Source organism: Nocardia wallacei (assembly GCF_029869545.1).
Taxonomy (GTDB): Bacteria; Actinomycetota; Actinomycetes; order Mycobacteriales; family Mycobacteriaceae; genus Nocardia; species Nocardia wallacei_A.
The window spans coordinates 1-22,873 of sequence record NZ_JARWQD010000358.1; the positions used below are offsets into that span (position 1 = coordinate 1).

A 22,873-nucleotide genomic window follows, 5' to 3' on the forward strand; every position below is an offset into this window, starting at 1 on the left:
GGGCGCCCGCGCGCCAACGCATCTTAATTAACCCCGCCCCCCAACGCCGCGGGGGGCGGGGGGCGTCTGGTCCCCCCAATTACAACCCCGGGGTGGTCAAATATTTTCGCCCCCCGGCGGTTTTCAGACTCCCCCGCCGGGTGTGATCAGGCGGCCAGTTCCAGTTCCCGCTCGTCCTCGGCGACCGGGGTGGCCGAGCGCCTGGGCAGGAAGTGGGTCAGGGCCACCAGCGCACCGACGATGCAGACCACGCCGGCGAAGATCAGGCCGGGCCGGTAGAGGTCGAGCATCGCGCCCGGTGTGGTGTCGGCGGGTGCGTGCGAGGAGATGATCGCGGTGTTGACCGCCAGCACGATCGCCGCGCCGACCTGCATCGCGGTCTGCAGCACGCCGGCCGCCAGCCCCTGCTCGTCGTCGTGGATGCCGTTGGTGGCCTGGATGTTGATGGCCGGGAAGCCGATCCAGCCGATACCGATCAGCAGCACCGCCGGCAGGATCACCGCGACGTAGGACGGCGAGGTGTCCAGCCGCAGGAACAGCAGGTAGCCGATGCTCATCACGATCATGGTGAACGCGATGATCGGGCCGGTGCCGAACCGGTCGACGATCTTGTCCGAGAAAACCGACGACAGCGCGACCAGCAGGCCCACCGGCAGCAGCGCCATCGCCAGCTTCAGCGGCGACCAGCCCAGGGTGTCCTGCAGGAACAGGGTCACGATGAACTGCCAGCTGAAGTAGGACCCCGCCAGGGCGACGATGACCAGGCTGGCCCGCACCAGCGTCACCTTGCGCAGGATGCCTAGCCGGATCAGCGGGTGCGCGACTCGCTTCTCCACCGCGACGAAGGCCGCGAACAGCGCCGCGACCGCGGCGAACGAGCCCAGGGTGCGGGCCGACGCCCAGCCGACCTCCGGAGCGGTGACGACGGTGTAGACCAGCAGCAGCATGGCGGCGGTCGAGAACAGCGCGCCCAGCAGGTCGTGCCCGCCCTCCTTGGCGGGCTTGTCCCGCGGCAGCAGCACGAAGGCGGCGATCAGCGCGGCCACGGCGATCGGCACGGGCAGGAAGAACGTCCAGCGCCAGCCGAGTCCGGTCATCAGGCCGCCGAACAGCAGGCCCATCGAATAGCCGCCCGCGCCGAACACGGTGTAGATGGACAGCGCCTTGTTGCGGGCCGGGCCCTCGGCGAAGTTGGTGGTGATGATCGACAGGCCGGTGGGCGCGGTGAACGCCGCGGCCAGGCCCTTGATGAAGCGAGTCAGGATCAGCACGGCAGCGGTGCTGGCCAGGCCGCCCGCCAGCGAGGCGAGCGCGAAGACCGCCAGCGCGATCAGGAAGACCTTGCGCCGCCCGAGCAGATCCGCGGTGCGCCCGCCCAGCAGCAGCAGGCCGCCGTAGCCGAGCACGTAGCCGCTGACCAGCCACTGCAGGGTCGAGGTCTCGAGGCCGAGTTCGGTGCCGATGGACGGCAGGGCGACGCCGATCATCGAGACGTCGAGCCCGTCGAGGAACAGCACGATGCACAGCGTGATCAGCATGCCCCACATCCGTGGGGTCCACCGGGTGGTGGTAGCGGCCGCGGGGACGGCGGCCGAGGGTGTTGCCGTGGAAGTCATGGGACGAGACAGTACATGCACGCGCATTAGTTGTCCAAACATTAGATGCGGTTGCATGGTTGGACTCGGACCACTAAGATGACGGCATGTCCAAGTCGACAGCGTCCGTCGACCGGGCCCCGCTGGATCAGGCAGTACCGGCCGGACTGGTGAACAAGTGGCGCGACCTGCTGAATCAGCACGCGAACGTGTCCTGTGCGCTGGAGAAGGAGCTACAGGCCCAGCACCAGATCGGGCTCAGCGAGTTCGAAACCCTGGACCGGCTCGTCGACGCGCGATGCGAGACCTACCGCATGAGCGATCTCGCCGGCGACATCTACCTGAGCCAGAGCGCGCTGTCGCGGGCCGTGGCCCGCCTCGAGCGCGACGGCCTGGTCAGCCGCAGCATGTGCACCGACGACCGCCGCGCGATCTTCGTCTGCCTCACCGACAAGGGCCGCGCCGTGCACGCCGCCGCCGCCCCCACCCACCGCGACGTACTCTCCCAGACCCTGCGCTGATCCCGGCCAAAAGCACGCCGGGAATATATGTTGGGTGCTTCGCACTGGCACGCCGGGAACATATCTAGGTGCTTCGCACCGGCACGCCGGGAACATATCTAGGCGCTTCGCACCGGCGCGCCGGGATGGGGCTAGGCGTCTCGCGCTGCGCGGGCCTGGTCGATGGCGGCTCCGGCCGCCACCGATACCGCCTTGACGCTGGCGAAGGCTGAGCGGTAGCGGTCTATTTCGTGTTTTTTGTCGAAATAGGATGAGCCGGTGAAGGTTTCGACGTAGGCGACCGGTGGTTCGGGGAGATCGCCCGCGGCGTGGCGGAATTCGAGGAGGACGAATCGGCCCGAATCCATGCCGTCGTGGTAGTCGCATTCGGTGGGCACGACGCGGATCTCGACGTTGGGCAGCTCGCTCACGCGGCGCAGATGATCGAGCTGTGCGGCGTGCACCTCGGGGCCGCCGATCCGGTGCCGCAGCAGCGACTCGGTGACGACGGCCTCCAGCCGCACCGGCGCATCGGCGCGGGTGAGCACGCTCTGCCGCGCCGCCCGCAGTGCCACGCGGCGCTCCAGTTCCGCCGCGGCCATGCCCGGCCGCGCGGCGGCCAGCACCGCGCGGGTGTAGTCCTCGGTCTGCAGCAGGCCGGGGACCAGTTCGTTCTCATAGGTCGACAGCCGGTCGGCGGCCTCCTCGAGGCCGAGGTACACCTCGAATCCCTCGGCGATCACATCGTTGTACTCGGCCCACCAGCCGCGCGCCTTGGTCTCGCGCGCCAGCGCCGTCAGCGGTTCGACGAGTTCGGCCGGGGCGCCGTAGATCTTGCACATCGCCTCGACGTCCAGGCCGCGCAGCGAGGTCTGCCCCGTCTCGATGCGCCAGATCTTGGCCTCCGACCATTCCAGCCGCTGCGCCGCCACCCGCGTGGTCATGCGCGCACGATTGCGCAGGTCGCGCAGCTGCCGCCCCAACTGCCGCCGCGGCATCGTCGAACCGGTGATCCCGTGCGGTAAAGCCATATTGCTCCCCCTCCGTCCCGTGCGCCGATCGTACTCGCCCATCACAGCCCACCGAACGGCATGAACCTCACGCGGTGCCCGGGTCGAAATCGGACACCGAATCGGATTGTTCCACAACCGAACGATCCCCGGATACCGACAGATTCACAAGGCGTGCTACCGGCGCGACGGGCGCTTGCGAAACCGCCAGAACTGCACGGCCCGAACGTCTTCGGAGAGTTGGTTGACCGGTTCGGCCACATCCGACAGCGCCTGGAACAGGTCGTCCGCCAGATCGTTGATGTGCTCGACCCGGTTGGCCAGCCGCGAGGCATTCACCAGGAACTCCAGCGCCAGCCGGACCGCCGCCGCGATCGTCAGTCCCAGTGGCACCGCCAGCACCACCGCGAACACCAGCCCCAAGAGCATCGAAATGTGCCACGCCGCAACGGTCAACAGGATCGGCACCAGGGCGGCGAAGACGAGACCGAGGATGTACGCCAGCGGCAGCAGCGTGCGCGTCGCGGGGTGGCGGAACTGCACGTCGGCCAGGCCGCGCAGGGCGGCCAGGCTCCAGGCGCCGAACGCACCCGGGCTGCGGAACGGCTCGGCGGGCTCCTCGTCGTGCGGGCCCTCGCCGATGTGGCGCGACAATCGCCTGCTCGTGGACTCCTTCCAGGCGATGAAGCGCGGTTCGGCCTCGTAGTCGTCCGCCCCGGGACCCACCGGCCCGACAGGCTCGTCAGTCATGCGCCGATCCTCTCCCGCGGGGCGGCCGCGGGCAACGGTGGACCACAAGAGTTCTGTTGGGAAATTTTCAGCCCCAACGTATTCGATACACAGGTGGCGATACGACGGTTGAGCTCGGACGGATGTGACGTCCGGCTCGGCGAAAGTCATAGCAACACGGAATCAAAAGGTGATCTTGTGATGAATTCGACGGTGGGCAAGAAAGTTTCGCAAACGTGTAACGAGCTGTCCCACGTGGCCCGATACGTCCCATGAACACCAACGCAGGACCTAGATCTACCCGGGGAATGGAGAAGACAGTGCGCACGACGTTTCCGACTTCCGTCTCGGCGGCAGCACTGGCCGCTACCGCGCAGGACTACATCCAGCGCGGCTGGACGGTCGCCGAAACGGCCAACGGCATCTGCCTCATCACCGACGAGGACGTTTCGGGCATCGAGGTCACCGGCGAGCTCGCCGGCAAGGTGCGCCGTTTCCTGCGGGCGAACAACCTGTCCGGTCCGGTGATCGAGATCCCGGGCGCCGAGCGTCGCGAGATCCACCTGGTCACCGGCGTCCGCAAGGCCGCCATGGCGCTCGAGGCGCTGCGCGCGGCCGGCGCCACCGTGTACACCGACGGCGCGGGCATCCCGCTGCCGCCGACCCAGCTCTCGGCCGGATCGGCCTGCTGGGGCGTCGCACCCGGTGAGGCCCGCTGGATCCCGCCGGTGGTCGCGATCGCGGCCGCGGTGCGCTCGGCCCGATCGGGCCGTAAGACACAGCTCGCCCGCATCGCCAGCTGAAGCAGATAGCGTCGGCCGCTGGCCTGCGTGCCCGGCCGCACAATCGAACCAAAGACCGCAGAACCGCGCCTCGGTGAAACAACCCACCGGGCGCGGTTTTACGTCGTGCGTCATCGCGCATGTCGGTGCCGCGGGTGATGATGGTGCTATGACGCGCGTCACGGACGACACCCGCACCCTGCTCCGCACCTGCCCGCTCTGCGAGGCGGTGTGCGGGCTCGAGATCACCCTCGATGCCGACGACCGCGTGGTCGGCGTCCGCGGCGACCGCGAGGACCCGTTCAGCCGCGGGTTCCTCTGCCCGAAGGGGGCCAGCCTCGGCCACCTCGACGAGGATCCGGACCTGCTGACCGAGCCGATGATCCGCGACCGCGCCACCGACACCTGGCGCACGGCGTCCTGGGAGGAGGCGTTCGACCTGGTCGCCGAGCGGCTACCGGCGCTGGTCGCCGAGCACGGCCGCCAGGCCGCGGCGCTGTATCTGGGAAATCCCAACGCGCACACCGTCGCCGGTGCCCTGTACATGCCGCCGCTGATCCGCGCGTTGAGCACCCGCAACCTCTACTCCGCCAGCACGGCGGACCAGATGCCCAAACAGGTCGCCAGCGGACTGATGTTCGGCGACCCGCTGACGGTCCCGGTGCCGGATCTCGACCGCACCGACTACCTGCTGATGCTCGGTGCCAACCCGCTGGAATCGAACGGATCGCTGTGCACCGCACCGGGTTATCCGGGGCGGCTCGAGGCGCTGCGCAAGCGCGGCGGGCGGTTCGTGGTCGTCGACCCCCGGCGCACCCGCACCGCGAAGCTCGCCGACGAGCATCTGTTCGTCCGGCCCGGCAGCGATGCCTATCTGCTGTTCGGCATCGTCCACACGCTGTTCGCCGAGGACCTGGTCGCGCCCGGGGTCGATGCGAACGGTCTCGACGAGGTACGCACGGCCGCAATGGATTTCCCGCCCGACGCGGTCGCCGAGCGCACCGGCATCCCGGCCGGGACCGTCGTGCGGATCGCGCGGGAGCTGGCGGCGGCGCCGACGGCCGCGGTATACGCCCGCATCGGCACCTGCACCGCGGAATTCGGCACGCTGACGCAGTGGCTGGTGGACGTGATCAACGTGCTCACCGGCAATCTGGATCGCCCGGGCGGTGCCATGTTCGCCACCGCCGCCGCCCTCGGCATCGTCCGCAGCCGCCCGTTCCGCCTCGGCCGCTGGACCAGCCGGGTGCGCGAATTGCCCGAGGCCATGGGCGAATTCCCCATCGCCACGCTCGCCGACGAGATCCGCACGCCCGGCGAGGGGCAGGTCCGGGCGCTGGTGACGGTGGCCGGTAATCCGGTGCTGTCGGCGCCCAGCGGCGTGCGGCTCGGCGCGGCCCTGGCGGAGCTGGAGTTCATGGTGAGCGTGGACCGCTACCTGAACGAGACCACGCGCCATGCCGATGTCATCCTGCCGCCGCCGCGCACGCTGCAGTCCTCGCACTACGATTTCGCCCTGCTGAACTTCGCGGTCCACAACTACGCCCGCTACTCGCGGCCGCTGCGGCCGCTGGACGGGCGGCCCTCCGAGGCGGAGATCGTGGCGCGGCTGGCCCTCGCAGCGGGCGGGCAGCAGCTCGAGCCCGGGCGCGACCCGCTGGAGTCGGTGGACGAACTGATCATCGCGGGCACCCTGCATCGCTACGGCCTGCTGGAGCGCCGCGGCGACCTGTTCGGCGCCGACAGCACCGAGCAGCGCATCGATATGATGCTGCGCCTCGGGCCGTACGGCGAATGGAATCCGGAGGCGGAGGAGGTTCCCGGCGGCATCGCCCCCGACGGGTTGAATCTGCAAGTGCTGCTGGACAATCCGCACGGCATCGACCTCGGGCCGCTGCGGCCCCGGCTGCCCGGCGTGCTGCGCACGGCGTCGCGGCAGGTCGAGCTGGCCCCGCCGGAGCTGCTCGGCGACGTCGCCCGATTGCGGGCCCGGCTCGCCGATCCCGCGCCGGGCATGGTGCTGATCGGGCGGCGGCAGCTGCGCTCCAACAACAGCTGGATGCACAACGTGGCGACGCTGGTCGGCGGGTCCAACACCTGCACGCTGCACATCCACCCGGAGGATGTGGCGCGCCTGGGCCTCGCGAGCCGGGCCGTCGTGAAGTCCGCGGCGGGCATGCTCACGGTGCCGGTGGAGCCGACCGAGGAGATCATGCCGGGTGTGGTGAGCCTGCCGCACGGCTGGGGCCACGCCGACAGCACCCAATCGGTCGCGCGCGAGCACGCGGGCGTGAATGCCAATGCGCTGACCGATGATTCGCTGGTGGATGCGCCATCCGGGAACGCGGTGTTCAACGGGGTACCGGTGACGCTGAGCCCGGCCTGACGGCGGCGACGGCAGACATACCGGCCGGGGCAAAGCAGAGGCACGGGAGCCGACCCGGAAAGCCAGCATTGTCGCAGCTAATGCACGTCGCACCTCGCGGCGCCGGACATCGGAGCGGATCCTCGGCCCGGAACACGGATGCCGACGGCTGGCCGATATGCACGGAAAGCCCTTTTCACCAGCAAGTTTTCGCGTTTGCCGAACTCAATACCGTTCCGGTCGATACGATTTCGCCATAGCCAGGGTTCAGCGCCGAACCCTGGTTCGTGCGGACTCCAGCAACCCGAAGGGGCGGGATATGCCCGATGCGCGATGCGGTAGCGATGGCGAGCGGGAACTCCAGGAGCGGTACGGCACTCGGGATCGGGCGCAGCGCTTCGCCCGCGAGCAGGTCCTCGACAGGCTCAACGCCCCGATGATCGACTTCGTCCGCCGGATGGATATGGCGTTCATCGCCACCTCCGACCGGCACGGCGAATGCGACGCCAGCTTCCGCGCGGGCACACCCGGCTTCCTGCACGTCATCGACGAGCGCACCCTCGCGTATCCGGAGCTGCGCGGCAACGGCGTGCTTGCCAGCCTCGGCAACCTGCTGGAGAACCCGCACATCGGGATCCTGCTGATCGACTTCGTGCGCGACCTCATCGGCCTGCACATCAACGGATCCGCCCACATCGTCGACGACGTCGCGCTGCGCCGCTGGGCCCCGGGCGTGCCCGCGGTCGACCGCGGCCGGGCGCCCGAACGCTGGGTCGTGGTGGATATCGAGGAGGCCTATATCCACTGCCGCAAGCACATTCCGCACCTGGTGCCCGCCGCCCGCGAGGAACGCCGGTGGGGCACCGACAACCCGATCGCCAAGGGTGGCGATTACTTCGGCGCCAAGGCCCAGCAGCTCACCCGATCTTGAAGATCACCGCCCGCTGGACAATGAAGTTGATCACGGTCGCGGTGCCCTGCGCGACGATGAACGCCAGCCAGATCCGCCACCACTCGTCGGGCAGCACGTGATAGAGCACCTGATTGATGCCGACCTGCACGGCGAAGGTGAGCGCGTACAGCACCACCACCGCCAGGAAACGAGCCCGGCTCGGCGCCGCCTGGAAGGTCCACCGGCGGTTGATCAGATAGGCCGTCGTGGTACCGGCGATGAAGCTGATCGACTTCGACACCGCCACCGGCAGGCCCACCACCTGCAGCAGCAGGGAGTACAGGCCGAAGTCGATGATCGCGGAGAAGCCGCCGGACAGCGCGAAGCGGACGATCTGCGTCTTCAGGCCGACGTCCGTACCGCCCGGCTCATCGACCAGGGGCAGCTCGGGCGGCAGTGGAAGGTGGGGTTCCGCACTCACGCGCACGAGCGTAGCGGGTAGGGGGTCGCCCGAGACCCCGCCCATGTCCGGTCATACCTGTAGCCTCTATGCCGATGTCCACGAAAGCTCAGACCTCCACCGCCGCGGGTCCTGCGAAAACTGCGGGCGACGGCTACGACCTGCCCACCCGCACCCGCCGCCTGACCGGATGGGGTCGCACCGCGCCCACCTCGGCCGAAGTGCTCTCGACCGGCGATCCCGAGCTGATCGCACAGGCCGTGGCCATGGTCGCGGAGGACAACGAATCCAAGCCCAAGCACCTGCGCCGCGGAGTGATCGCGCGCGGCCTGGGCCGTTCCTACGGCGACCACGCCCAGAACGCGGGCGGCCTGGTCATCGACATGACCGCGCTGAACAAGATCCATCGCATCGACCGCGACACCCGCATCGTCGATGTCGACGGCGGCGTCAGCCTGGATCAATTGATGAAGGCCGCGTTGCCGTTCGGGCTGTGGGTGCCGGTGCTACCCGGCACCCGCCAGGTGACCATCGGCGGCGCGATCGCCTCCGACATCCACGGCAAGAACCACCACAGCGAGGGCAGCTTCGGCAACCATGTGCGCTCGCTGGATCTGCTCACCGCCGACGGCCAGGTCCAGCACATCTCGCCCAAGCGCAACGCGAAGCTGTTCTGGGCCACCGTGGGTGGCAACGGGCTGACCGGCATCATCCTGCGCGCGCAGATCGAGATGACGCCGACCGAGACGGCGTACTTCATCAACGACGGCGTCAAGACGCCGACCCTGGACGAGACGATCGCCGCGCACAGCGACGGCAGCGAGGCGAACTACGTCTACTCGAGCGCGTGGTTCGACGTCATCAGCCCGCCGCCCAAGCTCGGCCGCGCCACCATCACGCGCGGCCGGCTGGCGACGGTCGACGAACTGCCGAAGCGGCTGCGCAAGAAGCCGCTCAAATTCGATGCGCCGCAACTGATGACGGTGCCCGACATCTTCCCGAGCTGGACGATGAACAAGCTGACCCTGCAGGCCATCGGCGAGGCCTACTACGCGATGGGCGGCAACTACACGGGCAAGGTCCAGAACCTGACGCAGTTCTATCACCCGCTCGACATGATCTCGGAGTGGAACCGTGGCTACGGTCCCGCCGGATTCCTGCAGTACCAGTTCGTGGTGCCGACCGAGGCGGTCGAGGAATTCAAGAAGATCATCATCGATATCCAGGCGTCGGGTCACTATTCGGCACTCAATGTGTTCAAGCTGTTCGGCCCGGGTAACCAGGCTCCGTTGAGCTTCCCGATGCCGGGCTGGAACATCTGCGTGGACTTCCCGATCAGGCCGGGTCTCAACGAGCTGGTCACCGAATTGGACCGCCGGGTGGTCGAATTCGGCGGCCGCCTCTACACGGCGAAGGACTCGCGCACCACCGCGGAGACCTTCCACAAGATGTATCCCCGGATCGACGAGTGGATCAAGATCCGCCGAAATGTCGATCCCACAGGCGTTTTCATGTCCGATATGGCGAGAAGGCTGGAGCTGCAGTGATCAATGCCGTAGGTAACCCGCAGAACATTCTGCTGCTGGGGGGCACCTCCGAGATCGGCCTGGCGATCTGCACGGAATATCTGAAGAAGGGCCCGGCCCGGATCGTGCTCGCGGCCCTGCCGAACGATCCGCTGCGCGCGGATTCGGTGGCGCAGCTGGAGGCCGCCGGTGCCTCGAAGGTCGAGGTCGTCGACTTCGACGCGCTCGACACCGAAAGCCACCCGAAGGTCGTCGAGCAGGCCTGGGCCGACGGCGATATCGACGTCGCGATCGTGGCCTTCGCCCTCGACGACGACGCCGAGGAGCTGTGGCAGAACCAGCAGAAGGCCGTGCGCGTCGCCGAGGTCAACTACACCGCATCGGTCTCGGTCGGCGTGCTGGTCGGCGAGAAGATGAAGGCGCAGGGCTACGGCCGGATCGTCGTCATGTCGTCGGTGGCCGGTGAGCGGGTCAAGCGCGCCAACTTCGTCTACGGCTCCACCAAGGCGGGCCTGGACGGCTTCTACCTGGGCCTGGGCGAGGCACTGCGGCCCTTCGGCCCGCGCGTGACGGTGGTCCGCCCCGGTCAGGTGCGCACCAAGTTCTCCGCGCACGTGGACGAGGCCCCGCTCACCGTCAACAAGGAAGACGTTGCGGCCCTTGCGGTCTCGGCGTCGGAGAAGGGCAAGGAGATCGTCTGGGCGCCCGGCACCTTCCGCTGGGTCATGATGATCCTCCGCCACGTCCCCCGGGCGATGTTCCGCCAACTCCCCATCTAGACGAGGTAACTCGTCCGGTACCGGGCCCTGCGCCTCCCGATAGGCCTTGCGTTGAAGTCGGCTTCAATAACGAAGATGTCGGCATGAGTGACATGAACGTTCGAAATACCGCTCCGACGCTCGGTCGGCCACCGGCTCATCGTGCGGGGACTGTCGGCCTGGGTGAGCTGACCGTGCACCGACTCGGCTATGGCGCTATCCGGCTCACCGGGCCGGGCACCTGGGGTGATCCGCCCGACCGCGAGGCAGCTGTCGCCGTGCTCCGGCGCGCGGCGGAACTCGGCGTCGACTTCATCGACACCGCCGAGGCCTACGGGCCCTTCACCAACGAGGAACTGATCCGCGAAGCGCTCTACCCGTATGACGGGATCGTCATCGCGACCAAAGGGGGCGGTATACGCCCGGGCCCGGATCGGTGGGAGGCCGTCGGCCGACCGGGGTTCATCCGCCAAGGGGTCGAAACCAGCCTGCGCAGACTTGGACTCGATCGCATCGACCTCTACCAGCTCCATCGCATCGACCCGCTGGTGCCATTGGCCGACACCCTCGAAACGCTCCGAGAACTGCAGCAGGAAGGCAAGATTCGGCACATCGGCCTGTCCGAAGTGGATGTCGACCAGATCATCGCGGCCCGGGCGATCGTCGACATCGTCTCGGTGCAGAACCGATACAGTCTCGGATTCCGCGACTGGGAGCAAGTGCTGACCTATTGCGAGCAGGAAGCCATCACCTTCATACCGTGGGGGCCGCTGGGCAGCGGCGACCTGGCCTCGCTCGGATCCTTCACCGATATCGACGGCCTTGCCGAACGCCCCGCGGCGCACATTGCGTTGGCATGGATCTTGCGCCGTTCTCCGGTGATGCTGCCGATCCCGGGCACCGCCAGCCTTGCCCACCTCGTACAGAACGTGCATGCCGCCGATCTTCGACTGACCGACGAGCAGTACCAGAGGCTCACGTCTCGGTTCACCGGTTCCTGATCGCTGACGCCCACTGACCGGACTGCGGACCCCATGCTCGCGCTTCCCCGCGTGCCGTCGCCGACGCGCCCGCTCGCACATGGCTGACTAGGCTGTCGCTCGGCTCGCGTCCAGTGCAGGCGACAGAGGAATCCGGAGGCAGCGTGCGAGTACTTGTCCGGCAGGTTGGCGGCGGTCTTGGCGAGGCGGTGCTCGCGGCGGTGGTCGCGGCCGCGGTGGCCGCCGTAGGGCTCGTGGCGTTCGCAACGGTGCAGTGGCCCGCGTTCAATTCCTCCAATGTGACCCGGGCACTGACCACCGTCGGACAGGTCGCGTCGGTGGTCGTGCTGATCGCGGCGGTCGTGCTCGTCCGGATGCGGCGCTGGCCGTGGCTGGCGAAAGCGCTGTCCTGGGCGGGGATTTCGAGCTTCGTGACGGTGACCCTGGGGATGCCGCTCGGGGCGACCGAGCTGTACCTGTTCGGCGTCTCCGTCGACCAGGAGTTCCGGACCGAATACCTCACGCGGCTGACCGACAGCGCGGCGCTGCACGATATGACCTACGCCGACCTGCCGCCTTTCTATCCGGCGGGCTGGTTCTGGATCGGTGGCCGAGTGGGGAATCTGCTCGGGATGCCCGGGTGGGAGACGTTCAAGCCCTACGCGATCGCCTCGCTGGCGGTGGCCGCGGCGCTGGCACTCGTGTTGTGGTCCAAGCTGATTCGCACCGACTGGGCGATCGCGGCAGCGGCGGCGACCACGGCCGTCACGGTGGCCTTCGCGTCTCCGGAGGCTTACAGCGCGGTGCTGGTGGTCTTGTTCGCACCGGCGATGCTGCTGGCATGGGGCGCCCTCTACAGGCCCGTGGAATCGGGCGATGCGGGCGCGCGGACCAGCGCCGGTGAGGCCGAGACGGCACCGGCAACGAGCGGTGGATCGGGTGGGACATCCGGCCGTCGTGACGCCGCGGCGACCGGCGTACGGACAGCGGGAGGCTGGGGCGCGGTGATCGGGACGGGCATGTTCCTGGGCCTGTCCGCGATGTTCTACTCCCTGTTCGCGGGTGTGGCGGCGTTCGTGGTGGTGCTGATGGCCGTGGTCTCCTGGGGAGCCCAGCTGTGGCAGCGGCGGGCCGATGCGGTGCATCGGCCGCGTGCTGCCGCCAGCGGACCGAGCGCACTCGGGCTGCTGTGGCCGATTCTCGCCCGGTTGATCGTCATGGGCATGATCGCCGGGGCGTTGGCGCTGATCGTCTGGGGACCGTGGCTGCTGAAGGCACTCACCTCGTCGCTGCCCAAGTCCGGCGGCACGGCACTGCACTATCTCCCCGAGTCCGGGGCGCGGCTGTCGTTCCCGATGTTCGACTTCGCCGAGCCGCTGCTCGGCGCGCTGTGCCTGATCGGCACCGTCTGGCTGGTGCTGCGGGCCGGGAGTTCGCGGCGGGCGCAGGCGCTGGGGATCGCGGTGGTGGCGATCTACCTGTGGTCGCTGGCGTCGATGGCGGTCACCGCGGCCGGTACCACCGGGCTGGCGTTCCGGCTGGAGCCGATCCTGCAGGTGCTGCTCGCCGCGGCCGGGGTGTTCGGGTTCGTGGAGGGCGCGCGGGCGATCTATCAGGCGATCAACGAGCCGCCGCGGTTCCGCGTCGTGACGGCGGCCGTCGCGGCGCTCGGCGCGCTGGCCTTCGCCCAGACCATCCCCAGCATCCTGAACACCGAGATCACCACCGCCTACACCGACACCGACGGCAACGGCGAGCGCGCCGACAAGCGCAGCCCCTCGGCGGTCTCGCACTACCGCAAGATCGACGAGACCCTCACCGCCCAGACCGGGCGGCCGCGCGACGCATCCGTGGTGCTGACCGCCGACACCAGCTTCCTGGCCTACTACCCGTACTACGGTTTCCAGGCTCTCACCTCGCACTACGCGAACCCGCTGGCCGATTTCGCCGGGCGCTCGGCCGAGATCAAGCGCTGGAGCGAACGGCAGACCCCGGCCGAGCTGCTGGACGCGCTCGCGCACAGCCCGTGGCGGGCGCCGGACGCCTTCGTCTTCCGCCGCAGCGGCGACAGCTACACGCTGCGGCTGGCCGAGGACGTCTACCCGAACGATCCCAATGTGCGCCGGTACACGGTGTCGTTCCCCAAGACCCTGTTCGAGGATCCGCACTTCCGGTTGACCGATATCGGGCCCTTCACCGTCGTCGTGCGGCGTTGACGGACGCCAACGCGCTGTGTACAGACCGCTCGAGCTGTGGATAAAACTGTGGAGTACGTCATTTTCTGTGGATAACTGCTCGGTCGACCAGCGCGCTCTCAGGGTGCACCGGTAGCGTGGGCCGCTGAGTTCGTCCAGCAAGAGGAGTTTTGCCTGTGGTATCGGGCGGGGAGTCGGATCGCACCGGAACAACGCGATCGGGGGGAGCCGCAACAGCAGTCCTGGCCCCACCGGCGCGCGCCGGTGGGGCGCCCCCCGTCGCCACCCCCGCGCACACCCCCCCCACCGCACAGCGCGCGAGACTGTGGGCATTTTTTTTTGACTTGCCGTCCTGCGAGATCTACACCGCCTGCGCCGTCATCGTGCTGTCCGGGCAGTGGCGCGACACGGAGAACGGCTACCTGATCAAGAGCGGTCAGGACCAGTCCATGTGGGAATGGTTCTTCGCGGTGACCGCGCATTCGGTGGCGCACCTGGAGAGCCCGCTCGGGACCACCCTGCAGAACTTCCCCGCCGGGGTGAACATGATGGCCAACACCGCCATGTTCGGTGTCGGCGTCCCGCTGACCCCGGTCACGCTGCTGTTCGGGCCCACCACCACCTACGTGCTGGTGCTCACCGCGGGCCTGGCCGCCACCGCTTTCGCCTGGTACTGGCTGTTCTCCCGGGAGCTGGTCAGCTCGCGGTTCGCCGCGTTCACCGGCGGCATGTTCTGCGGCTTCGCCCCGGCGATGATCTCGCACGCGAACGCTCACCCGAACTTCGTGCTGCTCGCGCTGCTGCCGGTGATCGCGCTCCTGATGATCCGCATGGCCCGCCGCGCCGCGACCGGTCCCGCCCCGACCCCGGCCCGGCGAGCACGCGAGGCCGCGGTGCTGGGCGTGCTGGTGGCGCTGCAGATCGCGCTCGGCGAGGAGCCGCTGCTGATCTTCGCGCTCGCCTTCGGGCTGTTCGCCGTCGTCTACTACCTGCACGCCCCGCGCCTGGGCTGGCGGGTGACCCGGACCGTCGCGCCGACGGTCGTGCTGGGCGCCCTGCTCACGCTCGCGCTCACCGCGGTTCCGCTGTGGTGGCAGTTCTTCGGCCCGCAGAGCTACAAGTCCATCGACCACGGTCCGACGGGTAACGACCTCAAGGCGCTGGTGCAGTTCCCGGCCGAGTCCCTGGGCGGTGTCTACGCGCCCGGGCAGAACGTGGGGATCAACCCGACCGAGGACAACTCCTACTTCGGCTGGCCGCTGCTGGCCCTGGTGGCGGTGACCGTGGTGCTGCTCTGGCGCCACAACCACCACCGCGTGGTGCGGGCGGCCGCGGCGGTGATCGTCGTCTTCGTCGTGCTGTCGCTGGGTGTGACGGCATCGTTCGGCAGGCACGTCACGGGCGTGAGCCTGCCCTGGAAGTGGCTCGAGCAGGTGCCGCTGCTCAATACCGTCCTGGAGACGCGATTCTCGATGGCCGCCATCCCGGCCATCGCGATCGTCCTGGCCCTGGGCACCGAACGCGCGATCGCCTACGGACGGCAGTCGCTCGGTGACCCGCGGCCGCTGATCTGGTTCGGCGTGCTGGCGGTGGCGCTCGCTCCGCTGGTGCCGACGATCCTGCCGGTCACCCACCGCACCCCCACCCCGGCGTTCTTCACCAACGGCACCGTGCGGCAGTACGTCAGCGGCGGGTCGGTCGTCATCGCGCCGCCGCCGTATCGCCTGGACGCGCGGCCGCTGCGCTGGCAGATCGACGCGGACCTCGCATTCCCCCTCGCCGGAGGGTATTTCGTCGGCCCGAACGGGGAGAAGAAGGGCCAGTACGGCGCCGACGACCGGCCGACCGCCACGCTGCTCATGCGGGCCCAGCAGGACGACCGGATCCCGCAGATCGACGACGCCGCCCGCGACCGCGCCCTCGCCGACCTGAACTACTGGAGGGCCGACGTCGTCGTCCTCCCGCCGTCGGTCAACGGCGGCGCCCTCCACGCCACCCTCGACCAATTGCTCGGCTTCCCCGGCAAGTACGTCGACGGCGTCTGGGTCTGGGACGTGCGCGGCCTGCGCTGAGCCGGAGTGGCTAGCATCGTGCATCGTGCGCGCAGACTCCCCAGCGGTTTCCCCGGTTCGCCTGATCGCCCTCGTGTCGGGTGTGCTCGCCGTGTTGTTCGCGGCGATCTCGCCGTTGCTGCCGGTGCGGGAGGACCGGGCGACGCTGGACTGGCCGCAGCCGCAGTCGGTGAATGTGGATGCGCCGCTGGTGTCGTACTCGCCGCTGGATCTGAACCTGACCATCCCCTGCGCGGCGTTCCGTGATCTGCCGAACGGCACGGTGGTGTCGACGGTTCCGGCCACGGCGCCGGACGCCAGTGCGAAAGGGTTGATGGCCAAGGTCACCGGCGAACCCGGCGGCGAGCGCACGCTGTCGATCCTGCTGCACGACATCCCGCTGCTGTCGGCACCGCTGGCCGAGGTCGGCGGCTGCACCGCACTGACCGTCGACTCGACCGCCGCCGTCACCAGCGCCGAGCTCACCGGGGTCACGCGCGCCGACGGCAGCCCCTTCCGCAATGCCGTGCAGGGCGATATCCGGCCGCAGGTCGTCGGCGTCTTCACCGATCTCGAGCGCGCGCAGCTGGGCGGCGCGCACCTGCACGCGAATATCGACTCGCGCTTCTCCTCCAGCCCCGGCCCGCTGAAGCTGGCCGCCATCATCGCCGCGGTCGTGCTGACCCTCGTCGCGCTGGTCTGCCTGCACCTGATCGACACCGCGGACGGGCGGCGGCCGCGCCGGTTCCTGCCGGGGCACTGGTGGCGGTTCGGCATCGCCGACGCGGTCGTGCTCGGGACCCTGCTGCTGTGGCACATCATCGGCGCCAACACCTCCGACGACGGCTACATCCTGAATATGGCCCGGGCATCGCGAGAGTCGGGCTATATGGCCAACTACTACCGCTGGTTCGGGGTGGCCGAGGCGCCGTTCGGCTGGCCGTACGAGGTGCTGGCGTGGATGACGCGGGTGACCGACGCCGGGTGGTGGATGCGGCTGCCCGCGCTGGCGGCCGGGATCGTGTGCTGGCTGGTGATCAGCCGGGAGGTGTTGCCGCGCTTGGGCGCCCGGGTGCGCCGCGACAACGTCGCGATCTGGACGGCGGGGCTGGTGTTCCTGGCCGCCTGGCTGCCCTACGACAACGGCCTGCGGCCGGAGCCGCTGATCGCGCTGGGCGCCCTGCTCACGTGGTGCTCGATCGAGCGGGCCATCGCCACGGGCCGCCTGCTGCCCGCCGCGATCGCCGTGCTCATCGCGGCGTTCTCGCTGGCGGCCGGGCCGACGGGCCTGATCTGCATCGCCGCGCTGATCGCCGGATCCCGGCCGGTGCTACAGGTCATCATCAAACGCGCACGGGGAGAATTGGATTCCGGCCAAAAGCATGCCGGAAAAGGTATCGAGGGCCAGCAGGCCGGGAAAGGGGCCTGGTCGGCGATTCTGCGGTATGGGGCGTTGCTGGCGCCCGGTGCGGCCGCCGGGGTGCTGGTGCTGGTGGTGGTCTTCGCGGATCAGACGCTGGCCACGGTCATGGAGGCCACCCGGGTTCGCACGATCATCGGGCCGAACGTGGCCTGGTTCGACGAGCGCACCCGCTGGGATTCGCTGCTGATGCTCTCGCCCGACGGCTCGCTGGCGCGGCGCTTCGGCATCCTCGGCATGCTGCTGTGCCTGGGCGTCTGCGTGCTGGTGATGCTGCGCAAGAACGGCCGGATCCCGGGCACCTCGCGCGGCCCCTCGGCGCGCATTCTCGGCATCGTGTTCATGTCGCTGCTGCTGATGATGTTCACCCCGACCAAGTGGACCCATCACTTCGGCGTCTACGCGGGGCTGGCGGGCTCGCTGGCCGCGCTCACCGCGGTCGCGGTGGGCATCAACGGGATTCGCGCACCCTACAACCGGTCGCTGTTCGCCGCGGCCTTGTTCTTCCTGCTCGCGGTGACTTTCACCGGATCCAACGGCTGGTGGTACGTGTCCAGCTACGGGATCCCGTGGTGGGACAAGGCGCCGCTGCTGGCGGGCAAGGGCTTCTCGACGGGGTTCCTGGGCCTGGCGGTGCTGAGCCTGCTGCTGGCCGCCTGGCAGTACTACCGGGAGCCGTACCGTCGCGGTGAGAACGGAAACGGCAACGGCCGCAGGCGTTTCGACAAGTTCGCGATTCAACCGCTGACGATCGCGGCGGCGGCCATGGTGCTGTTCGAGGTGGCGTCGCTGGGCAAGGCGGCGGTCGCGCAGTACCCGGCGTACTCGGTCACGAAGTCGAATCTGCGTGCCCTGGGCGGTGATACGTGCGCGATGGCCGACGACGTGCTGGTGGAGACCGATACCGCGGACTCGCTGCTGCAGCCCTACACCGGCTCGGCCGCCGACGGATTGGCCGCGGAGAACGTCGGCTTCACCCCCGACGGCGTGGCCAGCGACCTGACCGCCGACGCGGAGGAAACCGTCACCGGCGGCGCCAATTCGGTCGACACCAAGTCCGAGAACAAGACGACGAATACGACCCGATCCGGCACGGGCGGCGGCAGCACGGAGCAGGCGGGCATCAACGGCAGCACCGTGAAGCTGCCCTTCGGCCTGGACCCCGCCCGCACCCCGGTCATGGGCAGCTACACCACCGGCGACAAGCAGCAGGCCCACCTCACCTCGCAGTGGTACCGGCTCAACCTGGCCGACGCCCGCAAGAATCCGGCCTACCGGCTGCTGGCCATCAGCGCCGCCGGGCGGATCAAGTCGGTCAACGCCGACGGCGTGGTCACCTACGGCCAGGACCTGCGCGTCGAATTCGCGCACCGGTCCGACGACGGCTCCGAACAGCCGCTGGGCGAGTTCCAGCCGCTCGACGTCGGCGGCGCACCGTCGTGGCGCAACATGCGGGTGCCGCTGGATCGAATCCCGGACGGCACCAACGCGGTTCGCATCGTCGCGGTCGCCAACGACCTCACCCCGCGGCAGTGGCTGGCGGTGACCCCGCCGCGCCTGCCGAAGCTCGACACCCTGGATTCGGTGGTGGGCCACCAGGATCCGGTCCTGGAGGACTGGCACGTCGGTCTCGCCTTCCCCTGCCAGCGGCCCTTCGATCACAAGGACGGGGTCGCGGAGGTGCCCAAGTGGCGCATCCTGCCCGACCGGGTCGGCGCCGACGCCTCCAACGCCTGGGAGGACAACATCGGCGGCGGCCCGCTCGGCTGGACCGGGCTACTGCTCGAGGCCCAGACCGTCCCCGCCTACCTCGATCACGACTGGAGCCGGGACTGGGGCTCGCTGGAGCGGTACACACCGTACGTGCCCTCGGCCACGCCCGCGACCGTCGGCGTCACCGTCGAAAACCGCTGGGGCTGGGCCAAAGACGCTCCGATCAAGACGAGCTGATCCGGCCCGGCCCGGGATGACCGCCACGCCGACATCCGAAGGCGGTCATCCCGGCGTGTCGCGCACCCGCCCCACGGTGGCGGCGGGCCGCCGGGAACCGGCCCGTCCGGACCCGGATCGTGACGAATCAACCTCCGGCCGAGCGCTCGCACTGTGGATGTGAACAGCAGGATCCGAGTGAACACAGTCACTCACAGCGCGGGCAGATAACATCACCAACCGTGCCCGACGCCGCAACTGCTGTCTTGACGAAACCGGAGGCCTCCGCGCCCGACGCGACGCCCCGTGACTTCCGCAACGCCCGGCTGATCGCGCTGGTCGCGGGGTTGCTCGGTGCGCTGTTCGCGATAGCCACCCCGTTCCTGCCCGTCACCCAGACCACCTCCGAGGTGAACTGGCCGCAGGGCGGGACCCTCGGCAGTGTGCAGGCGCCGCTGATGTCGCAGGTCCCCGTGGATCTGAACGCGACCATTCCGTGCTCGCTGGTCGACGGGCTGCCGCCGCAGGGCGGCATGCTGCTGGCCACCGCGCCGCCGCAGGGTGATCGGGCGTCGCTGGAGGCGATGTTCGTCCGGGTGTCGGACACCTCGGTCGATGTGGTGGACCGCAACGCGGTGGTGGCGTCGGCGGAGCGATCCCAGCTGGCGGGCTGTTCGTCGATCGTCATCTCCTCCGACCACAACCGCACCCATGCGGCGTTCCAGGGCGCGACCAGGGAGGTGGAGCAGCCGGTCGAGGGCGGCGCGCCGGGCGCCACCGAGACCGTCACCGCGCCGATCGAGGGCACGCTCGAGGGCGACCTGCGCCCGCAGGTGGTCGGCGTGTTCACCGATCTGAAGGGCGGCGCACCGGAGGGCCTGTCGTTCCATATGACGGTCGACTCGCGCTTCTCCACCACCCCCACCGTGATCAAGCTGGTCGCGATGATCGCGGCGGTGCTGTGCACCCTGATCGCGCTGGCCGCGCTCGGCCGCCTCGACACCGGCGACGGCCGCGGCCACCGCCGGATCTTCCCGGCGCACTGGCTGAAGCCGACCTGGGCCGACGGCGCCGTCGTGGGCACGCTGCTGGTGTGGCATTTCGTCGGCGCCAACACCTCCGACGACGGCTACATCCTCAGCATGGTGCGGGTCGCCCCGCACGCGGGCTATCTGGCCAACTACTTCCGCTGGTACGGCGTGCCGGAGGCGCCGTTCGGCTGGTACTACTACGTGATCCAGGCGTTCGCGCAGGTGTCCACCGCCAGCGCCTGGGTGCGGATTCCGGCGCTGCTGTGCGGAATTCTGTGCTGGATGGTGATCAGCCGCGAGGTGGTCCCCCGGCTGGGCCGCGGCGTGCGCACCTCGCGGGTGGCGCTGTGGACCGGCGGCCTGGTCTTCCTCGCGTTCTGGCTGCCCTACGACAACGGCCTGCGGTCCGAGCCGATCGTCGCGCTGGGCGCGCTGCTGACCTGGGTGTCGATCGAGCGGGCCATCGCCACGTCCCGGCTGCTGCCCGCCGCGGTCGCGGTCCTGGTCGCCGCGTTCACGCTGGCGGCCGCGCCGACCGGGCTGATGTGTGTGGCCGCGCTGCTCGCCGGTATCCGGCCGCTGGTGCGGATCGCGGTGCGCCGCCGCCGCGACCTGGCCGCCGGGGAATCGGGCTGGAAGTCGACGTGGTGGGGTTCGACGCTGCCGCTGCTGGCGCCGATCGCGGCCGCGGGCTTCCTCGTGCTCACCGTCGTCTACAGCGACCAGACCTTCGCCGCGATCCAGGAGGCCAACCGGGTGCGCCGCCTCGCGGGCCCGAATCTGGCCTGGTACGAGGACTATCTGCGCTACTACTACCTGTTCGTCGAGACCGTGGACGGCTCGTTGGCGCGCCGGTTCGCGTTCCTGGTGATGCTGCTGTGCCTGTTCACCACGATGATGGTGCTGCTGCGCCGGGTGAAGGTGCCGGGCATCGCCAGCGGTCCGACGTGGCGGCTGATGGGCGTGGTGTTCGGAACCATCTTCTTCATGATGTTCAACCCGACGAAGTGGACCCACCACTTCGGCGCCTACGCCGGGATCGCCGGTTCGCTGGCAGCGGTGACCGCGGTCGCGGTGTCGGCGACCGCGCTGCGCTCGCGCAAGAACCGGTCGATCTTCCTGGCCGCCCTGCTGTTCGCGCTGGCGCTGTCGTTCTCGGGCATCAACGGCTACTGGTACGTGTCGAGCTTCGGGGTGCCGTGGTTCGACAAGACGGTGTCGCTGAAGGGCATCCAGTCCAACACCATCATGCTGGTGCTGTTCGGCCTGGCGCTGGCGCTGGTGGCCTGGCAGTCGCTGCGCGAGGGCTATGCGAAACCGCCCGCGAGCGCGAAGACCGCGCGCGGCAGGCGAATTCGCCGTTTCGCCGCCATCCCGCTCACCGTGGTCGCGGCACTGATGGTGCTGTTCGAGGTGTTCTCGCTGGTGAAGGGCGCGGTATGGCAGTACCCCGCGTACTCGCTGGCGCGCTCGAATTTCGATGCGGTGGGCGGTAATTCGTGCGGCCTCGCCAACGACGTGCTGGTGGAGCAGGATGTCAACAGCGGCAACCTGACTCCGATCATCGATCCGGCGCATCCGCCGAAGAACGACGATCCGCTCGCCGGCGGCAATCCGGTCGGCTTCTCCCCCAACGGCGTTCCCACCGATCTGAAGGCCGACTCGGTCGAGGTCAAGCCGGGCACCGGCAACACCTCCACGCAGTCGGTGGGCGCGGCGTTCGCCGAGGGCCAGAACGCGGGCACCGGCGGCGGGCGCACCCAGCAGACCGGCGTCAACGGCAGCACCGTCGCGCTGCCGTTCGGGCTCGACCCCGCGACCACGCCGGTGATGGGCAGCTACCAGGAGAATGTGCAGCAGCCCGCGAACCTGACCTCCAGCTGGTACCAGCTGCCGCCGCGGTCGGAAGATTCACCGCTGGTGGTGATTTCGGCCGCGGGCCGCATCCTGTCGGTCGACGACACCGGCAACGTCGACTACGGCCAGTCGCTGACCGTCGACTACGGCAAGAAGCAGCCCGACGGCTCGGTCACCAAGCTCGGCAGCTACCTGCCGCGCGATATCGGTCCGTTCCCGACCTGGCGCAACCTGCGGGTGCCGCTGGACGAGATCTCGCCCGAGGCCGATACGGTGCGCATCGTCGCCAACGACCCGATCCTGATCGGCGACCAGTGGCTGGCGTTCACCCCGCCGCGCGTGCCGAAACTGCAGTCGCTGAACAGCGTCATCGGCACCGAGCAGCCGGTGCTACTGGACTGGGCGGTGGGCCTGCAGTTCCCGTGCCAGCGGCCGTTCGACCACCTCGACGGCGTCGCGGAGGTCCCGAACTACCGCATCCTGCCGGACCGCCCGCTCGCGGTGAGCTCCACCGATACTTGGCAGGCCGAGGAATTCGGTGGGCCGCTGGGCTTCTCCCAGATGCTGGCCAAGTCGACCACGATCCCGACCTACATGAAGAACGACTGGGCACGGGACTGGGGTTCGCTGGAGCGCTACGACCAGTATTACCAGGCGGCCCCGGCCGAGGTGACCACGGGCACGGCGAGCCGGTCCGGATTCTGGTCCCCGGGGCAGTTGCGGGTGTTCTGAGCGGATCGCAGGATGGACGGGCGGCGCGCGAGCGCGCCGCCCGGTGGCGGTATAAGTGGGG

Annotated in this window: 15 protein-coding genes; 11 read left to right on the forward strand and 4 right to left on the reverse strand. The window is 69.1% G+C overall.

Going from position 1 to position 22,873, the window contains the following annotated elements; genetic code table 11:
• Nucleotides 1-146: 146 nt before the first annotated feature.
• The gene (locus QH290_RS32860) at nucleotides 147-1,616 is read right to left on the reverse strand and encodes an MFS transporter (RefSeq protein WP_280267497.1); all 1,470 of its coding nucleotides are present in this window, start codon (nucleotides 1,614-1,616) and stop codon (nucleotides 147-149) included.
• A gap of 86 nt (nucleotides 1,617-1,702) precedes the next feature.
• Here QH290_RS32860 and QH290_RS32865 point away from each other — a divergent pair, with 86 nt between their 5' ends.
• Nucleotides 1,703-2,116, forward strand: coding sequence for a MarR family winged helix-turn-helix transcriptional regulator (locus tag QH290_RS32865; protein WP_280267498.1), 414 nt, complete (start codon nucleotides 1,703-1,705; stop codon nucleotides 2,114-2,116).
• A gap of 131 nt (nucleotides 2,117-2,247) precedes the next feature.
• Here the strand turns inward: QH290_RS32865 and QH290_RS32870 are convergent, their stop codons facing one another.
• Both QH290_RS32870 and QH290_RS32875 read right to left on the reverse strand, forming a co-directional pair.
• Nucleotides 2,248-3,126 carry a helix-turn-helix domain-containing protein gene (locus QH290_RS32870; protein WP_280387174.1) on the reverse strand — a complete coding sequence of 293 codons (879 nt, stop codon included), beginning with the start codon at nucleotides 3,124-3,126 and terminating at the stop codon, nucleotides 2,248-2,250.
• A gap of 156 nt (nucleotides 3,127-3,282) precedes the next feature.
• Nucleotides 3,283-3,855, reverse strand: coding sequence for a DUF4282 domain-containing protein (locus tag QH290_RS32875; protein WP_280387176.1), 573 nt, complete (start codon nucleotides 3,853-3,855; stop codon nucleotides 3,283-3,285).
• Between the two features lie 299 nt (nucleotides 3,856-4,154).
• On the opposite strand from QH290_RS32875, the gene QH290_RS32880 reads away from it, so the two are divergent.
• From QH290_RS32880 to QH290_RS32890, 3 genes are all read left to right on the forward strand, one after another.
• Nucleotides 4,155-4,637: a hypothetical protein gene (locus QH290_RS32880; RefSeq protein WP_280261733.1), complete on the forward strand. Its 483-nt coding sequence runs from the start codon at nucleotides 4,155-4,157 to the stop codon at nucleotides 4,635-4,637.
• Nucleotides 4,638-4,785: 148 nt separating this feature from the next.
• Nucleotides 4,786-7,002, forward strand: a complete 2,217-nt coding sequence (locus tag QH290_RS32885) for a molybdopterin-dependent oxidoreductase (RefSeq protein ID WP_280387179.1) — start codon at nucleotides 4,786-4,788, stop codon at nucleotides 7,000-7,002.
• Between the two features lie 298 nt (nucleotides 7,003-7,300).
• Nucleotides 7,301-7,912 carry a pyridoxamine 5'-phosphate oxidase family protein gene (locus tag QH290_RS32890; RefSeq protein ID WP_280387181.1) on the forward strand — a complete coding sequence of 204 codons (612 nt, stop codon included), beginning with the start codon at nucleotides 7,301-7,303 and terminating at the stop codon, nucleotides 7,910-7,912.
• Here the strand turns inward: QH290_RS32890 and QH290_RS32895 are convergent.
• On the reverse strand, nucleotides 7,899-8,399 hold the full coding sequence (locus QH290_RS32895; RefSeq protein ID WP_280266577.1) for a GtrA family protein: 501 nt from the start codon (nucleotides 8,397-8,399) through the stop codon (nucleotides 7,899-7,901). The two genes, QH290_RS32890 and QH290_RS32895, sit on opposite strands and share 14 nt — an antisense overlap.
• Nucleotides 8,400-8,428: 29 nt before the next feature.
• Between QH290_RS32895 and dprE1 the strand changes: the two genes are divergently transcribed.
• The 7 genes from dprE1 (at nucleotide 8,429) to QH290_RS32930 (ending at nucleotide 22,812) form a co-directional block, all read left to right on the forward strand.
• Nucleotides 8,429-9,880, forward strand: a complete 1,452-nt coding sequence (dprE1, locus tag QH290_RS32900) for a decaprenylphosphoryl-beta-D-ribose oxidase (RefSeq protein WP_280266576.1) — start codon at nucleotides 8,429-8,431, stop codon at nucleotides 9,878-9,880.
• Nucleotides 9,877-10,638, forward strand: a complete 762-nt coding sequence (gene dprE2, locus QH290_RS32905) for a decaprenylphospho-beta-D-erythro-pentofuranosid-2-ulose 2-reductase (RefSeq protein WP_280266575.1) — start codon at nucleotides 9,877-9,879, stop codon at nucleotides 10,636-10,638. The genes dprE1 and dprE2 overlap by 4 nt, the downstream gene beginning before the upstream one ends.
• A 92-nt stretch (nucleotides 10,639-10,730) precedes the next feature.
• Nucleotides 10,731-11,618 carry an aldo/keto reductase gene (locus QH290_RS32910; protein ID WP_425301758.1) on the forward strand — a complete coding sequence of 296 codons (888 nt, stop codon included), beginning with the start codon at nucleotides 10,731-10,733 and terminating at the stop codon, nucleotides 11,616-11,618.
• A gap of 143 nt (nucleotides 11,619-11,761) precedes the next feature.
• The gene (locus tag QH290_RS32915; RefSeq protein ID WP_280387183.1) at nucleotides 11,762-13,813 is read left to right on the forward strand and encodes an arabinofuranosyltransferase; all 2,052 of its coding nucleotides are present in this window, start codon (nucleotides 11,762-11,764) and stop codon (nucleotides 13,811-13,813) included.
• A gap of 221 nt (nucleotides 13,814-14,034) precedes the next feature.
• Nucleotides 14,035-15,864, forward strand: coding sequence for a DUF6541 family protein (locus tag QH290_RS32920; RefSeq protein ID WP_425303685.1), 1,830 nt, complete (start codon nucleotides 14,035-14,037; stop codon nucleotides 15,862-15,864).
• 25 nt (nucleotides 15,865-15,889) lie between these two features.
• Nucleotides 15,890-19,213: an arabinosyltransferase domain-containing protein gene (locus tag QH290_RS32925; RefSeq protein ID WP_280387187.1), complete on the forward strand. Its 3,324-nt coding sequence runs from the start codon at nucleotides 15,890-15,892 to the stop codon at nucleotides 19,211-19,213.
• A 221-nt stretch (nucleotides 19,214-19,434) separates the two neighbouring features.
• Nucleotides 19,435-22,812 carry an arabinosyltransferase domain-containing protein gene (locus QH290_RS32930; protein ID WP_280387189.1) on the forward strand — a complete coding sequence of 1,126 codons (3,378 nt, stop codon included), beginning with the start codon at nucleotides 19,435-19,437 and terminating at the stop codon, nucleotides 22,810-22,812.
• Nucleotides 22,813-22,873: the final 61 nt, after the last annotated feature.

Coding starts and splice junctions, on each gene's coding strand:
- QH290_RS32870 (WP_280387174.1), bottom strand. CDS start 3,126: ATGGCTTTACCGCACGGGATCACCGGTTCGACGATGCCGCGGCGGCAG.
- QH290_RS32875 (WP_280387176.1), bottom strand. CDS start 3,855: ATGACTGACGAGCCTGTCGGGCCGGTGGGTCCCGGGGCGGACGACTAC.
- QH290_RS32890 (WP_280387181.1), top strand. CDS start 7,301: ATGCCCGATGCGCGATGCGGTAGCGATGGCGAGCGGGAACTCCAGGAG.
- QH290_RS32895 (WP_280266577.1), bottom strand. CDS start 8,399: ATGGGCGGGGTCTCGGGCGACCCCCTACCCGCTACGCTCGTGCGCGTG.
- dprE1 (WP_280266576.1), top strand. CDS start 8,429: ATGTCCACGAAAGCTCAGACCTCCACCGCCGCGGGTCCTGCGAAAACT.
- QH290_RS32865 (WP_280267498.1), top strand. CDS start 1,703: ATGTCCAAGTCGACAGCGTCCGTCGACCGGGCCCCGCTGGATCAGGCA.
- QH290_RS32885 (WP_280387179.1), top strand. CDS start 4,786: ATGACGCGCGTCACGGACGACACCCGCACCCTGCTCCGCACCTGCCCG.
- QH290_RS32910 (WP_425301758.1), top strand. CDS start 10,731: ATGAACGTTCGAAATACCGCTCCGACGCTCGGTCGGCCACCGGCTCAT.
- QH290_RS32860 (WP_280267497.1), bottom strand. CDS start 1,616: ATGACTTCCACGGCAACACCCTCGGCCGCCGTCCCCGCGGCCGCTACC.